We start from the raw sequence: 15,793 nt of genomic DNA on the forward strand, positions 1-15,793 counted from the left end.
TCGGTACGGGTTGGTTCCAGGCTGCAGCCCGTCGTCCCCCTCGTGGTGCCGTTCATCGCCACTGGATGCCTACATCCATTCTGCGGAGGGGTCTAATGCTGGAACGTCACGGGCTGTCACTGGCGCTGGGCTGCGCCATTCTCGCGATCCTGTTCGGAATCGTCTCGGCGCGCTGGATCCTGCGCCAACCCACCGGCAATGCGCGCATGATCGCGATCGCCACCGCGATCCAGGAAGGTGCGCGTGCCTACCTCAACCGCCAGTACCTGACCATCGGCGTGGCCGGCGTGGTGCTGTTCGTGCTGGTCGGTGTGTTCCTCAGCTGGTACACCGCGATTGGTTTTGCAGTCGGCGCGGTGCTGTCCGGCGCGGCCGGCTACATCGGCATGAACGTGTCCGTACGCGCCAACGTTCGTACCGCAGAGGCGGCGCGCAACGGCATCAGCGCGGCGATGGACGTCGCCTTCCGCGGCGGTGCGATCACCGGCATGCTGGTGGTCGGGCTGGGCCTGCTGGGCGTGGCCGGCTACTACGCACTGCTGCTGCGCATGGGCCTGCCGATGGAACAGGCGCTGCACGCGCTGGTCGGCCTGGCCTTCGGCTCTTCGCTGATCTCGATCTTCGCGCGGTTGGGCGGTGGCATCTTCACCAAGGGCGCCGACGTGGGCGCCGACCTGGTCGGCAAGGTCGAAGCCGGCATTCCCGAAGACGATCCGCGCAACCCGGCGGTGATCGCCGACAACGTCGGTGACAACGTCGGCGACTGCGCCGGCATGGCGGCCGACCTCTTTGAAACCTATGCGGTCACCGTCATCGCCACCATGCTGCTGGGCAGCCTGATGCTGGCCGAAGCCGGTGCCAATGCCGTGCTGTATCCGCTGGTATTGGGCGGCGTGTCGATCATCGCGTCGATCATCGGCGCGCTGTTCGTCAAGGTGAAGCCCGGCGGCTCGATCATGGGCGCGCTGTACAAGGGCGTGATCGTTTCCGGCGTGCTGGCCGCCATCGCTTTCTACCCGATCACCTCCGGGCTGATGTCCGACAACGTGCATGGACCGATGGCGCTGTATGGCTGCGCGCTGATCGGCCTGGTCCTGACCGGCCTGATCGTGTGGATCACCGAGTACTACACCGGCACCCAGTACAAGCCGGTGCAGCACGTGGCGCAGGCCTCGACCACCGGCCACGGCACCAACATCATCGCCGGACTCGGCATCTCGATGAAATCCACCGCGCTGCCGGTGGTGGCGGTGTGTGCGGCGATCTGGGGTGCGTTCGCACTGGGCGGCCTGTACGGCATCGCCATCGCCGCAACCGCGATGCTGTCGATGGCAGGGATGATCGTCGCCCTCGATGCCTACGGCCCGATCACCGACAACGCCGGTGGCATCGCCGAAATGGCCGAGCTGCCTTCGGAGATCCGCGACATCACCGATCCGCTGGATGCGGTGGGCAACACCACCAAGGCCGTGACCAAGGGTTATGCGATCGGCTCGGCGGCGCTGGCGGCACTGGTGCTGTTCGCCGACTACACCCACAACCTGCAGGCAGCCAATCCCGGCCAGGAGTTCCGCTTCGATCTCAGCGACCACACGGTGATCATCGGCCTGTTGATCGGCGGCCTGATTCCCTACCTGTTCGGTGCGATGGCGATGGAAGCGGTCGGCCGCGCGGCAGGCGCAGTGGTGGAAGAAGTACGCCGCCAGTTCCGCGAGATCCCCGGCATCATGCAGGGCACCGGCAAGCCGCAGTACGACAAGGCGGTGGACATGCTGACCCGCTCGGCGATCCGCGAAATGATCGTGCCCTCGCTGTTGCCGGTCGCCGTGCCGGTAGTGGTCGGCCTGCTGCTGGGGCCGCGCGCACTGGGCGGCCTGCTGATCGGCACGATCGTCACCGGCCTGTTCGTGGCCATTTCGATGACCACCGGCGGCGGCGCCTGGGACAATGCCAAGAAATACATCGAGGATGGCCACTTCGGTGGCAAGGGCAGCGAAGCGCACAAGGCCGCAGTGACCGGCGACACTGTTGGTGACCCGTACAAGGACACCGCCGGCCCGGCGATCAACCCGCTGATCAAGATCATCAACATCGTGGCGCTGCTGCTGGTGCCGCTGTTGTAGATCCACGCGACGCGTGGATGGCGGGCTCGACGGGGTCAGAACCCTTTCCTGCGGAAAGGGATCCGACCCCGATGCCGGCCACCGCCCGGGCCCGGTCAGCAGGCAGCATCGTCTCGGGTTCCAGCGGTATCGGGGGATGCGGCGCGGCGGCGGGCCGCGCGAGGATCGTTGGCGTCGTCCACTTCCACGACCGGATTGGGCTCCGGTCGCGGTGCCGGCCGGCTGAGCACGTAACCGGCGCTGGCGGCAAAGAACAGGCCCAAGCCAAGCAACAGGCGCCACGACGGATGCGCGCCCCAGCAGAACAGGGCAAAGCCCGCCGCCATGCCTGCGCTGGCAAACGCCTTGCCCTTGCCCGACACGGCGCCCTGCTCGCGCCACAGCCGCAGCGACGGGCCGTAGCGTGGATGCGTCAGCAGGCGCTGCTCGAACTTCGGCGAGCTGCGCGCGAAGCAGCCCACCGCGAGGATCAGGAAGATGGTGGTCGGCATGACTGGCAGCAATGCGCCGATCACCCCGAGGCCGACCATCAGCCAGCCCAGCGCGAACCAGAGCCAGCGCATCAGCGCTGCACCTGTGGGCGCGCGCCGCGCATCAGGCGAATTCCACTTCGACGTGGCGATGCACGCTGCGGAACGCAGCGTCGGCTGCATCGATCACCTGCTGGTCCTGCTCGGCACTCAGCGGCACCGCGTCCAGCGCAGCGGTGAACTCGCGCCAGTGGCGCGCTGCGCCATCGGGATGGGCGGCCAGGTGGCGGGCGCCGAAATCACGGTCCAGGCCGAGCTTGGCCGCCATCTTGTACAGAATGGTGCCGCCCAGATTGGAGCCTTCGGCCACGTACAGCCAACCCAACGCAGTCGGCAGCGCGAGGTCCGAGGGCAGCGCGTCGATGTCCGCGCCCGGGAGCGTCTGCTCCAGATCCTGCAGGTCGCGCGCGACCTGTCTCAGTCGGCGGCGCGCGCCCAGATCGGGCAGCAATGCGTCCAGCGCAGGATTGGCATACAGCGCATCGATGCTGCGGTGGAAGCGATACTGCACGCGCAGGAAACGGGCGAAGTTGCTGCGGTCGGCGAAGATGTCACCGGCCATGATGCGCTTGTCCAGCGCACCGTGGCTGTCGCGGGTGGCGGCCTTGAGCCGCAGGCTGCGGCTGTCTTCGGGAGCGATGTGTGCGTTCATGGGGGAATGCCAGGAGGGTCGTCCTGCTGTAGACGTCCGCCGCAGGGGTTTCCCCAAGCCCATGTGTGCCGATAATGGGCCATCCCCTTCTTCCACCCGGAACCGATAATGATCACCACCGAACCGCGCATGACCAACCTGTTCCTGCAGCTGGGCCTGGACGCCAGCGCCGAGGGCATCGCCCGCTTCATCCGCGAGCACCAGCTGGCCACCGACGTCGAAGTGGTCGAGGCGCCGTACTGGAATGATGCCCAGCGCCAGTTCCTGTCCGAGTCGCTGCAGGCCGATGCGGCATGGACCACCGTGGTGGATGAGCTGAACGAGTCGCTGCACGAAGATGCGGTGAAGGCGTCGAGCGGGCTGTAAGTGCCCTGATGGGGGCGCCGGGCATGGCCCGGCGCTACCGTTGTCTCCCGCTGGGGTCAGAGCCCTTCCGCAGGAAAGGGATCCGACCCCGCAGATCAGTACTTCCAGGTCAACGCCAGCCTTGCGGTGCGACCCGGCGCCGGCATCACGCCCAGAGCCAGCGGGTCCAGGTAATAGCGGTCGGTCAGGTTGTCCACGCCGGCTTCCACCGACAGCTGGTCGTTGAAGCTCCAGCTGGCGAACAGGTCGACCAAGGTGTTCGGCCGGTACAGCTGTTGGATCGCCGACAGGCCCACGTTCCAGTCCTTGTCCAGCCTGCTGATCGGGCCAGCGTTGTGGACCATGCGGGTGCCGAAGGTCAGGCGCTCGTCGAACAGGCGCGAGCCCAGGATCAGGTTGACTGTGTAGCGCGGCGGGTTCTGGGTGTTGGTGTACGAGCCCTCGAAGCCACCGTCCACGCAGTTGGGCGTATTGGCCAGCTCATCATTCCTGCGCTGCGCACCATAGGCACGACGCTCGGCGGCGATGTCAGGCGCGCAGGTCTTGGCCTTGACATAGTAATGCGCGGACAGGTCGGCGAAGACCTTGCCGCTGTCATAGCTGGACTGGAACTCCATGCCCGCGACCTTGAACTGATCGACGTTGCGGATCAGGCCGGCCGACAGCGTGCGGTAGTCACGGGTGATCAGGTCGTCGATGCGGGTATCGAAGTACGCCAGCTTCAGCGCCAGGCGGTCGCCGGCGGTGAACAGGTCGTAGCGGAGGGTGCTGGCACCGATTTCCCAGCTGCGCGCACGCTCCGGCTTCAGCTCAACCACCGGCTTGGCGGCGGTGAACAGGCCCAGCGTGGTCTCGAACAGGCTCGGCAGCTTGCTGCCCTCGGCGTACTTCACATAGACCAGAGTGTCTTCGCTGAAGCGGTAGGCCACACTGGCGGTCGGCGAGAACGCGGTATCACGGCGGCGGATCGGCTGCGACCAGGTCCAGCTGACCGGCACTTCCAGATCCTGCGGCTTGCCGGCGTCATAGAAGTTCCACCCACCGATGTCGCCCACCGTGCCCTTCTTGTACGGCGAGGCCAGCAGCGATTCCTGGGTGAAATTGCCATTGGCATCCGGATACCAGTTCAGCAGCGCAATGCGCTTTGCACGCCACGACGGCAGTGCCGGGTTGCCGTTGAGAAGCTCGGTGTAGCGGTACTGGCCCTGCACCTCATAGGTATCAGGCGTGGCCAGGCGGTTGCGGTCATGCACATCCACCCGGTTCCAGCGGCCACCGGCCAGCAGCTCCCAGTGTTCGTCGGGCTGCCACTTCAGCGAGGCCACGGCGCTGTATTCCTTGCGCTCGGCGTTGCGCAGGAAGCGGTTGTTGACCAGGTCGTCATGCTTGATCGGGCCCGAGCCGCCCGGGGCGATGTCTTCGTCGCTGTAGGACAGGCCATAGTCGAGCGTGAACGCACCGGCGCGGGTGCCGAACGTCGAGGTGTTGCTGGCATCCAGGTTGAAGCGCTTCTGCCGCAGCGGGTTCCGGTAGGCATCCTTGTAGCCGGGATCGCCACTGAAACTGGGCGCGTCGTACCACTCGGTGCGGCGATCGAAGTACCACGGCGTGATGCCGGTCAGGCTGTTGTACATCACGCTGTCGGTGTCGGTGTACGCTGCATTGACGCGCAGGTCGATCAGCTCGCTGTCCGGATCGAAGCGATAGCGCAGGGTGTAGCTGTCCATGTCGACGTGGCCCGGGTCCCACTGCGGGATGCGGTCACGGTCGACGCGGATGATCTGCGAGGCCATGATCTCGCCGGCCGTGCCTTCATAGCGGCGGTAGCCGGCTTCCAGGCTCTGCGTGTCATCGATGCGCCAGGTGCCCTTGAGCAGCGCCGACTTCGAACGCGAGGAGGTATTGAACACTTCGGTACGCGGCGGATTCAGCGGCGCCAGCGTACGACGGGTCTGCGGGAAATCATCGTAGCCGTGCTTGCCGGAGAAGTAGTTGCCGTTGTCCCGGTACGCGTAGGCCGCAACCAGGTCGAAGCGGTCCCAGTGACCGGCACCGGCCACGTTGAAGAACTGGCTGCCGGTGGCGCTGCGATCGGTGCGCGGCGTCGCACTGTATGACGGCAGGTTGTTGGCACTGCCATTGGCCAGGCCACCGCGCACGCGCACGCCGAAGTCGCGGCCCTCGCGCAGCACGTCACCGATCTTCAGCGTCTCCATCTCGACCATACCGCCGATGCCACCGGAGGCGTTGGCCTGCAGGCTCGGGCCCTTGGTGATGGTCAGGCTGGAGATCAGGTCGGGGTCGAGGTAGGTGCGCTGTGACTGGCCCGCATAGCCGCGGTAGGTGTCCATGCTGGACTGGCCACCGTCGATGATCACCGGTACGCGGCCCTGGCCCTGGATGCCACGGATGTTGACGTCGAAGCCATTGCCGACGCGCGGATCACCGGCGGTGACACCGGCCACACCCTTGACGATGTCACCGTTGGAGGTGCCGCGGAAGCGCTCCAGATGCGCGCGGTCGAGCGTGGTGGTCGAACCCACGCTGCGGTAGCTGTCGAGCAGGCGCGCTTCATCGTTGTTCGCACCGCTGTCGACGCGGTCGCCGGCCACACGCAGCGTGCCGGTGACGATCACACCGCTGTCGGCCCGCACCGGCGTTGCTGACTCCAGAGTGACCGCATCGGCGCTGACCCGGCGCACCGCCACGCCACTGCCCTGCAGCAGGTGCTGCAACGCCTGGTTGGCCGACAGGCTGCCGCTGACCGCGTGGGAGGTTGCGCCGTGTGCCAGCGATGCGGGATACACCACCTGCACGCCGGATTGGCGCATGTAGTTGCGCAGCGCCTCATCCAGCGGTTGTGCAGGAATTTCGAAGCGCAGTACGGCCGCGTGGTCGCTGCGGGCGCTCTGCGCCAGTGCGGGTGGCGTCGTGCTGGCCAGCCCGGCGGCAAGCAACGCAATGCACAGACGGGACGGGCGCAGTACGCGGCCCGAGCGGTGGGAGTCGAACATGGAAGAACCTGTCAGGTAATCGGTGCCGCGAACGCGGCGTCATCCGCAACACGGGCGGACACGGCGACGTACGTGGCGACGGCGGGTACGTTCGCCGGGTAAGACGGCTGGGCACGCGACAACCCCAAGAGCGATTTGCGGTCGCGGGGGGATGCCGACGCGGCGCGGGTGGGTGCCGACCGTTGGTCGGCCGGTGGTAGCGGTGGGTGCCGACCGATGGTCGGCACAGGGACGCTCATCCACGCGAGGCGTGGATCTACTGCACGATGGCGACGCCGAATGGAAGACGAGTAACCTGAAGACCTGCCGTTACCGCCAGCGCGTCCAGCGCCTGTTCCGGGCGGTCGATGCGCAACGCAGCACTCACTGCAGGCAGACGTGACAGATCGCCGCGCACGAAGGTCGGCCCCGCGCGATAGCGCCCCACCCACTGCACGGCATCGGCGACGCTGGCCTGCTCCAGCAGCAGCTCGCCCTGGCGCCAGGCGCCGACGCTGTCGGCGGTCACGTCAGCCCGTCGCATGACCCCGCCACGTTCAGTGTAGACGGCACGCTGCCCCTGCTGCAGGTAGGTCCAGCCACCGTCGGCCGGGCTGGCCACGCGCACCCTGCCCTGCCCAACCTGGGTTTCCACCCCCTCGTCTCCACGCGCCACGGTGAACGCGGTCGAGATGTCCTCGACCAGGCCATTGCCGGCGCGCACGCTGAAACGCCGCTGTGCATCCGGGCTTACCTCGAACCAGGCGCGCCCGCGCAGCAGCTCGACCTCGCGGGCGTCCGCATCGAAGCGCACGGCAATCGCACTGTCCGCATCCAGCACCGCCCGACTGCCATCGGGCAGCCGCACGTGCTGCACCTGATGCGTGCTGCGATGATCGGACTGCAGGCGCAGCCACGCCTCCGGCCATGCCACCAGCATCGCCAGCATTGCCGCCACAGCCATCGCCCAGCGCAGTCGATGCGGCCCACGCCGTCCGCTGGCCCCGGCGGCCTGTGGGCGCGGCCCGACACTGCGCCACAACGCGCGCTCGTGTTCGAAGGCCCTGCGGTGCCCCGGCTGTTGCAGCCAGTGCTCGAACGCCTGCATGCGTGCATCGCTGATGTCACCCGAGGCCAGCCACGCGATCCAGTCCCGGGCCTGTTCGGCCAGGGCATCGTCATTGGCGGCGGGCTGCATGTTCGGCGGGCTCATCGGCTGGCGGACAGGCGCATTCAAGCGCAAGCGGGGGAACTGGACCGCATCCACGGTCCAGTGATCAAGACGTCTGCGCGAAGGCCAGCCCCAAGCCGGCGCGCTCATCGACCGCTGCGCGCCCAGGCCAGGCGCTGCAGCGCGGAGCGCACATGATTCTCGACGGTGGTCACCGACACCCCCAGGCGGCGTGCGATCTCGGCCTGGGTGAGGCCCTGCAGGCGGTTGAGCCGGAAGATGGTGCGGGTCGGCTCCGGCAGGTGGCCCGCCGCATCGAGCACCCGCTGCAGCTCATCCTGTGCCATGGCCTGCTCCTCGGTGGAGATCACCTCGTCGCCCCCCCACAGGTAGCGGTCGGCCAGCAGCCGGTTGCGGCGGCTCGATTCGCGGCCGTGGTCAGTGGCAAGGTTGGCGGCCAGCCGATACAGATAGGCCCGCGGATTGTCGATCGCCTGGCTGTCATCGACCCCTCGCGCCTTGAACCACACCGCCTGGATCACGTCCTCGGCGCCGTTGTCGCCCCCGAGGATGCGCTGCACCCGGCGCAGCAGCGCGGGCCGCTCGCGGATCAGCAGCTCAGTGAGGGAGGCAGCATTGGAGGACATGCGCGGAGCCGGGACGACAGACGGGAGGCACCGCGCATGCTACTCCGGTAATGCGAATAAGTCACATTCTTGTCTATGCCGGAACTACAGGCAATCAACCAGTGCGTCGTAGGTATTGGCTTTCGTGCCGGGCAGCGGCGCGTGCAACGCATCGAACCCGTCCCCCGTTTCCCACACCTGCAACAGGGTTTCCAGGCGTGTTCCTGTTGCCAGCGGCAGCACGCAGGCATAGCGTCCGCGGTTGACCGTGATCAGGCCGCTGGGCTTTACCCTGGTGTTGCTACCGGCGAAGGTCCATACACACTGGACAACCACCCCCGTGGCCTGTTCCACGGAACAGCGCAGGCGCATAGCCCACAGATTGAGGTACTCGCCCTCGCAGAAGGTATCGCCACATACCTCATCGAAGCCACGCACCAGTTGCCGCTCGGCAGCAAGGAAACGCTCGTTGCCGCCCCCCGGGCCGGCGTAATCCCGCGCATCGACGAACGCAGGCGCAGCCTGCGCGACACCGGCGCACGGCAGGCTGACAGACAGCACGCCACACAACAGCCAGCATCTACGGAAGCTCCCCATCAGCCCACCCTCCCCTGCGTGCGCAGGCATTCAGGCAAGCCATCGAAGATGCCGTGGTCAAGCCCAGGCAAAGGCGCGGTCAGGCCGCCCGGCGCTTCCAGGGAGGCGTAGAACGCGTCGACGGGCACCCCGGGCTGCATTTCGACCGGACAGACCCAGCTCCCGTTGTCGATCCGCACGTGTCCCGTGTCGGGCTCAACCTCCAGCTCGCTGGCGGCCACCACCCAGACACAGCGCTGCACGGTGCCGCGGTGGGCGAGCACGGCGCAGCGGAACTCCATCACCCGGTAGTTGCTGTAATCACCTTCACACAAGGTGTCGGCACACCATGCGGCGAATTCGCCGGCTACCGCGTCCTCCAGCGCAAAGGCCCGGTCCCATCCGGCTTCGTCGGAGGGATAGTCGATCAGGTTGACATGCGCCCCGCGCGCAAGCGCAGGCAACGGCGCCAGCAGCAACAAGGCGCAACAGCCCAAGCGGTTCCAGTTCATGGCAAGTCTCCTTGGCAAGGACGTCCAGCCTGCCGCGGGGACCGGGTGGAACCCATCGGGAAACCCCGCCCCATTCGCTCCGCCAGGGGCGGGCGCGCAGGTCGGTCCAGCCCTACCCTGCACAGCGCCCGGCAAAGGCATAAAATGGTGAGCTATCCGTCTATATCCCCACCTGGAGCACACCATGGGCCTGGAACTCGTCTCGCCCGGCAAGAACCCGCCGGAAGAAATCAACGTCATCATCGAGATCCCGAAGGACTCGGAACCGGTGAAGTACGAAGTGGACAAGGAAACCGGCGCGATCTTCGTCGACCGCATCCTGTCCACCCCGATGCGCTATCCGTGCAACTACGGCTACGTGCCGAGCACCCTGTGTGGCGACGGCGATCCGGCCGACGTGCTGGTGGTGCTGCCGCTGCCGCTGGTGCCGGGCTCGGTCGTGCGCTGCCGTCCGGTCGGCGTGCTGAAGATGAGCGATGAGGCAGGCAGCGACGAGAAGATCCTGGCCGTGCCGGTCTCAAAGATCTTCAGCGGCTACGCCCACGTCGAAGACATCGCCCAGGTCTCGAGCCACTGGCTGGAGCGCATTGGCCACTTCTTCGAGCATTACAAGGACCTGGAGAAGGGCAAGTGGGTCAAGCTGGACGGTTGGGGTGGCGCCGCTGAGGCCAAGCAGATCCTGATCGAGGCGCACCAGCGCCATCTCGACAGCAAGGCCTGAGCCTGAACCGCATCGCTCCGGCGATACCCTGCCGGAGCGATGCGGGTCACGTTTCATGACGACGGCACATCACTCTTGCTGCCGTATTAGGTAAATTGCGTCACTTCACACGTCATCGACATCCATCGTCGAGACAGCCAGGGGAACGTGTCGTGCGTATTCTGCTTGTTGGGGATGCAGCCAGCCTGCCGGCTGAGCTGACCGAATTCATTGCCGATCTTGGGGAAGACTGGCAGCCGCTGACCGCCGCCGATGGCCAGACCGCGATGACCGCGGTGGCCACGCAGGGCGTGGACGCGGTGATCGTCTGCCCGCAGTTGCCCGATCTCAATGCCACCACGCTGCTGGGCCAGATCCGGACACTGCGCCCGGAAACCATCCGCATCGCGCTGGTCGATGCACACCATGGCAACCGCCCGCCGCCGGCGCGCCTGATCGGTGTCGCCCACCGCTTCCTGCCGCTGCCGCTGGCGCCGGAAGTGCTGCTGGAGGCATTGACCAGCCTGGAAGAACTGCGCGAAGTGCTGGACAGCCCGCGCCTGCGCGATGCCATCGGCCGTATCGAGAAACTGCCATCGCCACCGCACCTGTACCTGAGCCTGACCCAGGCCCTGGAACATGACGACGATACCGACAGTGCCGATGTGGCCAAGCTGGTCGCCGCCGATCCGGCCATCGCGGCCAAGGTGCTGCAGCTGTCGAACTCGGCTTTCTTCAGCCAGGGCCGCACCATTGCCGACCTGCGCACTGCGGTCACCCGGCTGGGCCTGGCCACGCTGCGTGACCTGGTGCTGGCCAGCGAAGTGTTCTCCGCGCCGACGCTGTCGGCTGCCGAGCGCAACTCACTGCAGCAGCGCGCCCTGCTCGCCTCCCGGCTGGCCGCACGCCTGCTGCCCGAGTCCAGCGCCGAACTGGGGGCGACCGCCGCACTGCTGGCCGACATCGGCCTGCTGCTGCCCGGCGTGCGCAACGAGCGCAGCGAGCCCGCGCTGGCCGGCGATACCCGCCCAGGCCATGCCGAGGCCGGCGCCTACCTGCTGGGCCTGTGGGGCCTGCCGATGCCGATCATCGAAGCGGTGGCCTTCCACCTGCAGCCGCAGCGCGCCAACACCCGCAGCTTCTGGGTGACCGGCGCGGTGCACGTGGCCCTGGCGCTGGTCAATGGCGATCCAGTGGACGAGGACTACCTGCAGCGTGCAGGCGTGCTGAACAAACTTCCGCAATGGCGCGAGCACGCCAATGCACTGATGGGACTGGTGCCCAGCGACGCCTGAGCGTGCTGGATGATGTCCGGACGACAGAGGGCGCACCCGCACGGTGCGCCCTTTCCATGTCAGCGGGTACCGCAGGCATCCTGCACGCAACGCCGGTACTGCGACTCGCAGATGACCGGTGACTTGCCACTGGCCAGGCACTGCTGGCGGAACTCTTCGCAATAGAGCCCGCCACCACAGACACCGAGGCCCTGCGCGAACACCGCGCCCACCAGCGTTGCATAGATCAATGCAGCCGCCGATGCCTGGCGCAGCAACGTGTTCTTCATACCCCTCTCCACATGCGAGCGTCCGGTATTGGACCTCCTGACTGTGTCGATTACGACACGACGGGACCGTGACTGCGCTCACCTTCCAACAGTTTCCGGAATTCCCCTACAAAAAAGAGGGCGGACCTAGCGGTCCGCCCTCCTCGTGTTGCTACCGCACTTCGATGGATCAGAAGCGCTGGGTGTACTTCATGTACAGGAAGCGACCCACATCGAAGCCGCCGTAGTAGGCGAACGCCGAGTTCGGAGCCGAGTACTGCAGCGGACCCTTGTGGTCGAACACATTGTTCGCGCCCAGGGCGATCGTCGCATCCCACGGTGCCTTCCAGCTGACCTGCAGGTCGTGGAAGGTGTTGGAGCCGGTGTGACGCAGCGGATCGGTTTCGCCATTGGCCATGTGGTTCGGCGCATCGCACCAGCCATCAGCCAGCGAGATGCAGCTTTCCTTCATGCCGGAGTAGTAGCGCGCGGTGTAGTTCACACCGAAATCGCCGTACTGCCAGTTGACGCCCAGGTTCGAACGCACGCGGAACAGGCCCGGCTCGCCGACGCGGCCGATCATGATGTTGTCACCCGCGCTGTTCTGGCCCTGCTCGTCGTACTTGGCGGTGTAGCTGGTGGTCCAGTCGATGCTGAACTGACCGATGGCCAGTTCCGGCAGGCGGTACTTGATGCCCAGGTCGTAACCTTCGGTTTCCATCTTGCCGAGGTTGGCGGTGCCGTAGGTGATCGCACTGACGTGGCCGTCAGCCGCACGGGTCACGCTCGAGCAACGCTCGGAGTTGCCCAGCACGTAGCAGTCACGCAGGATGCGGTCGACGCTGTCAGCGATGATCATGTCGCTGATTTCGTACTTGTACCAATCCAGCGAGACGTCCAGGCCCTGCACCCAGCGCGGGCTCCACACCAGGCCGAAAGTGGTGCTCTTGGAGGTTTCCGGCTTCAGGTTCGGGTTGGCACCCGAGACGAACTGGTCACCCGACTGGCACGGCAGGGTCGAGCACGGCAGGTTGCCCTGGCCCAGCTGCACATAGTTGGCCGGAGCGCCAGCGGCGGTGCACGCGGCATTGCCGGCAACGCTGCCCGGGGCGTTCACGCCGCACGGATCGATGTACGACTCGAAGCTCGAGCTCAGGCCACCGTACAGGTCGCTGATGGTCGGAGCGCGGAAGCCCTCGGCGTAGGTGCCGCGGACCAGCAGTTCATCCAGCGGACGCCAGGTCAGGCCGAACTTGCTGTTGGTGGTGCCACCGAAGTTGCTGTAGTCCGAGTAACGGCTGGCAACGTTCAGGGTCAGTTCCTTGGCGAAGGCCATGTCGGCCAGCAGCGGCACGTTCAGTTCGAGGTAGACCTCGTTCAGATCGTACTGGCCGCGGGTCGGCTTCTGGCCCAGGCCGGTGGACTGGCCCGACTGCGCGAAGGCGTCCGGCACGTAATTGCCTTCTTCCTTGCGGTGCTCGACACCCAGCGCGAAGCCCAGGTCGCCGGCCGGCAGGGTCACGATGGAACCGGACAGGTTGGCGGTGAAGCTGGTGGTCTTGGTGACGCCGCGGGTGGTGAAGGTCGGGAACAGGAAGTCCTGCAGCTCCTGGTTCGCCAGCGAACCCTGGCCATCAACGCCGTACGGCAGCAGCGGGTTCCACGGGCGGCAGTCGCCCAGGATCGGCTTGGCCGAGGTGCCGCAGCGTGCAACGCCGCCGGCATCGATGAACGACGGGCCCAGGGCCTGGCCTGCAGCGATCAGGCTCATGTCGCCGCGGTTGCTCTTGATCGACTCGTTGCGGTTCCACAGCGCGCCGACGTCCCAGTCGAAGGTCTTGCCGCCCAGCTCGAAGAAGCCGGTCAGGGTCGGAGCGAAGCGCAGGGTCTTGAGCTGGCTGTCAGTGGTACGCGGTACTTCCCACAGGCGGCGACGGAAGCTGACGTCCTGGCCGACCGGGTTGAAGGCGCTCGAACCCTCCAGCGGGGTGCCGAAGGAGTTGGACTGGAACGGGTAGCCGGCGATCTGCTGGAACGTCTGGCGCTCGTTGTAGAGCACGTCGGTGTTCAGGCTGATCGAATCGGTGAAGTCGTACGTGCCGTTGATGTAGACCGACTTGCGCTTCACACCGGTCAGCAGGGTCATCTGCTCGTTGGAGTTGGCGAATTCGTCCGGCGTAATGACATGGTAGTCATTCGGGTTCTTCGGGTTGCCGCCGGCGTTCAGGGTCTTCCAGACAGCCTGCTTGGAGTCGCCGCAGTTGACCTGGGTCGGGTTGCACCAGCTGCCGTTCTGGCTGATCGGGCTCCAGGTGGCCGAGGTCGAGTTCGGACCCAGCGAGCCGTCGCGGCTGTACCAGCGGTCCTTGGCCCACACCGGATCCTGCTTCGAGTACTCGGCCGACAGGGTCAGGCTGCCGCGTTCGCCGCGGGCACCGAGGGTCATCGAATAGGTTTCGGTGTCGCCGTCGCCCTTGCCGTACTGGCCGACGTAGACGTTGGCTTCGCCGCCGTCGAAGTTCTTGCGGGTGATCACGTTGACCACGCCGGCGATGGCGTCAGAGCCGTAGATCGACGAGGCGCCGTCCTTCAGGATTTCGATGCGCTCAACGGCCGACATCGGGATCTGGCTCAGATCCTGGTAGCCCGCAGTGGTTGCGCCCAGACGCTTGCCGTTCATCAGCACCAGGGTGCGCTGGGCGCCCAGGTTGCGGATGTCGACGTAGTAGCCGCCCACGTTCTCGCCCGAAGCCAGCGACTCCGAACGCGAGATGGCCGGGGAGCCGGCCGAGGTCAGGTTGTTCAGCACGTCGGCGACGCTCGAGAAGCCCTGCTTTTCCAGGGATTCGCGGGTCATCGTCAGGATCGGCTGCTGGGTTTCCACCGAGGCGCCGCGGATGCGCGAGCCGGTGACCGAAATGCGGTCCAGGTCGGTGGTGCCCTTTGCTTCCTGCGCCGAAGCAAAGGCCGGCGCCAGCGCCAGCGCAATGCCGGCCGGCAGCAAGCCGAACCGCACTGCGGGATTACGAACGTTCATCTATCTCTCCAAGGTACGTGTTAGCAGCGTGTTAAAACACCCCAGCACGTTACGATTGCGTTGCAGCGCTGTATTTGCGCGAACCAACCGGAGACTTTGCGGATTGTGGCGGGAGCAAGCCGCCGTTCTCCCTGAAGCGCGATGCGGACTGGCCGTAGCGGGCGCGGAACGCACGCGCGAAGCTGCAGCAGTTGTCGAAACCGCTGGCGGCAGCGACCTCGCCCACCATCATGTCGGTGTCGCGCAGCAGATCAGCGGCGCGTTCGAGGCGCAGTCGTGCCGAAAGCGACTGCGGGCTTTCCTCGTACAGGCTCTGGAAGGTCTTGGACAGGTACCAGCTGGAGAAGTTGGTCAGCTCGGCCAGTTCGCCGATGCGCACCACCCGGTGGCTGTTGCCTTCCAGATAGAGGCGCGCGCGCTGCATGCGGCCGAACACCTGGCGCTTGCGGCTGCGCGAGCGGCCCGGGCAGCGCTGCACGTTGTCGGCCAGGCCACGCTGCAGGCCCGCGAGGTGCAGCAGCAGCGGGCGCAGGGCCTGCGCCGGCTGGCCGCTGGCCAGCGCATCGCGCCACAGGCGCAGCGCCACGCGGGCATCAGTACGGTTCATCCGGCCACGACCTGCATACAGGCCGCAGTCGGCCATCTCGGTCAGCACGCGAAGCGCTTCGATGTTCAGGTTCAGGCCGACGCACAACCCGTTGCGACCGGCCTGCACCAGCGGCCGCGATTCCTTCTCGAAGGCGATCCACTCGCCCTGGCGCAGGCGGAAGCGCCCTTCCTTGGCCTCGACCCACGAGCTGCCACGCACCTGCATCCAGACAGTGAAGCTGGAGCCGGCGGTCTGCAGGCTGCCCAGCCGGGCCACGCCCAGGCAGGTCGGTGCGACGTCGTCGAGCGACCGGTCCAGGGAAACAGTTTGGCCGCGATCGGCCAGCGAGAGTTGACGCATGGGGGCACCACGGAT

14 protein-coding genes are annotated in these 15,793 nt (G+C 66.5%); 4 read left to right on the forward strand and 10 right to left on the reverse strand.

Annotated elements, in window-relative coordinates:
• Positions 1–95: 95 nt before the first annotated feature.
• Entirely contained in the window at positions 96–2,123 is a 2,028-nt protein-coding gene (locus ACSDHM_RS15110) for a sodium-translocating pyrophosphatase (protein WP_072168427.1), read from the forward strand.
• A 95-nt stretch (positions 2,124–2,218) separates the two neighbouring features.
• On the opposite strand, the gene ACSDHM_RS15115 is transcribed toward ACSDHM_RS15110, so the two are convergent.
• Both ACSDHM_RS15115 and ACSDHM_RS15120 read right to left on the reverse strand, forming a co-directional pair.
• Positions 2,219–2,686, reverse strand: coding sequence for a YbaN family protein (locus ACSDHM_RS15115; protein WP_111008264.1), 468 nt, complete (start codon positions 2,684–2,686; stop codon positions 2,219–2,221).
• 31 nt (positions 2,687–2,717) lie between these two features.
• The gene (locus ACSDHM_RS15120; RefSeq protein ID WP_072168425.1) at positions 2,718–3,305 is read right to left on the reverse strand and encodes a biliverdin-producing heme oxygenase; all 588 of its coding nucleotides are present in this window, start codon (positions 3,303–3,305) and stop codon (positions 2,718–2,720) included.
• A 108-nt stretch (positions 3,306–3,413) separates the two neighbouring features.
• Here ACSDHM_RS15120 and ACSDHM_RS15125 point away from each other — a divergent pair, with 108 nt between their 5' ends.
• Positions 3,414–3,671, forward strand: a complete 258-nt coding sequence (locus ACSDHM_RS15125) for a DUF2789 domain-containing protein (protein ID WP_005410930.1) — start codon at positions 3,414–3,416, stop codon at positions 3,669–3,671.
• 95 nt (positions 3,672–3,766) lie between these two features.
• Here the strand turns inward: ACSDHM_RS15125 and ACSDHM_RS15130 are convergent, their stop codons facing one another.
• The 5 genes from ACSDHM_RS15130 to ACSDHM_RS15150 all read right to left on the reverse strand — a co-directional run bounded on the left by ACSDHM_RS15130 (position 3,767) and on the right by ACSDHM_RS15150 (position 9,549).
• Positions 3,767–6,685: a TonB-dependent receptor domain-containing protein gene (locus ACSDHM_RS15130; RefSeq protein WP_439426362.1), complete on the reverse strand. Its 2,919-nt coding sequence runs from the start codon at positions 6,683–6,685 to the stop codon at positions 3,767–3,769.
• Between the two features lie 256 nt (positions 6,686–6,941).
• Positions 6,942–7,877, reverse strand: coding sequence for a FecR family protein (locus ACSDHM_RS15135; RefSeq protein WP_439426363.1), 936 nt, complete (start codon positions 7,875–7,877; stop codon positions 6,942–6,944).
• A gap of 104 nt (positions 7,878–7,981) precedes the next feature.
• On the reverse strand, positions 7,982–8,482 hold the full coding sequence (locus ACSDHM_RS15140) for an RNA polymerase sigma factor (RefSeq protein WP_088497628.1): 501 nt from the start codon (positions 8,480–8,482) through the stop codon (positions 7,982–7,984).
• A gap of 84 nt (positions 8,483–8,566) precedes the next feature.
• Positions 8,567–9,022: a hypothetical protein gene (locus tag ACSDHM_RS15145; RefSeq protein ID WP_439426364.1), complete on the reverse strand. Its 456-nt coding sequence runs from the start codon at positions 9,020–9,022 to the stop codon at positions 8,567–8,569.
• 35 nt (positions 9,023–9,057) lie between these two features.
• Complete coding sequence (locus ACSDHM_RS15150) at positions 9,058–9,549, reverse strand: hypothetical protein (RefSeq protein ID WP_088497630.1); 492 nt, start codon at positions 9,547–9,549, stop codon at positions 9,058–9,060.
• Between the two features lie 184 nt (positions 9,550–9,733).
• On the opposite strand from ACSDHM_RS15150, the gene ppa reads away from it, so the two are divergent.
• Complete coding sequence (gene ppa / locus ACSDHM_RS15155; protein ID WP_005410935.1) at positions 9,734–10,270, forward strand: inorganic diphosphatase; 537 nt, start codon at positions 9,734–9,736, stop codon at positions 10,268–10,270.
• Between the two features lie 152 nt (positions 10,271–10,422).
• Positions 10,423–11,544, forward strand: coding sequence for an HDOD domain-containing protein (locus ACSDHM_RS15160; RefSeq protein WP_049413685.1), 1,122 nt, complete (start codon positions 10,423–10,425; stop codon positions 11,542–11,544).
• 59 nt (positions 11,545–11,603) lie between these two features.
• Here the strand turns inward: ACSDHM_RS15160 and ACSDHM_RS15165 are convergent, their stop codons facing one another.
• The 3 genes from ACSDHM_RS15165 to ACSDHM_RS15175 form a co-directional block, all read right to left on the reverse strand.
• A complete protein-coding gene (locus tag ACSDHM_RS15165; RefSeq protein ID WP_014648325.1) occupies positions 11,604–11,813 on the reverse strand; it encodes a hypothetical protein in 210 nt (69 codons plus the stop codon).
• Positions 11,814–11,982: 169 nt separating this feature from the next.
• Positions 11,983–14,829: a TonB-dependent receptor gene (locus ACSDHM_RS15170; RefSeq protein ID WP_061479548.1), complete on the reverse strand. Its 2,847-nt coding sequence runs from the start codon at positions 14,827–14,829 to the stop codon at positions 11,983–11,985.
• A gap of 49 nt (positions 14,830–14,878) precedes the next feature.
• Positions 14,879–15,778 (reverse strand): helix-turn-helix transcriptional regulator, encoded by a 900-nt coding sequence (locus ACSDHM_RS15175; RefSeq protein WP_053497516.1) that lies wholly within the window; start codon positions 15,776–15,778, stop codon positions 14,879–14,881.
• Positions 15,779–15,793 lie beyond the last annotated feature (15 nt).

The sequence above is a fragment of the Stenotrophomonas sp. T8 genome (assembly GCF_051853085.1).
GTDB classification, from domain to species: Bacteria; Pseudomonadota; Gammaproteobacteria; order Xanthomonadales; family Xanthomonadaceae; genus Stenotrophomonas; species Stenotrophomonas sepilia.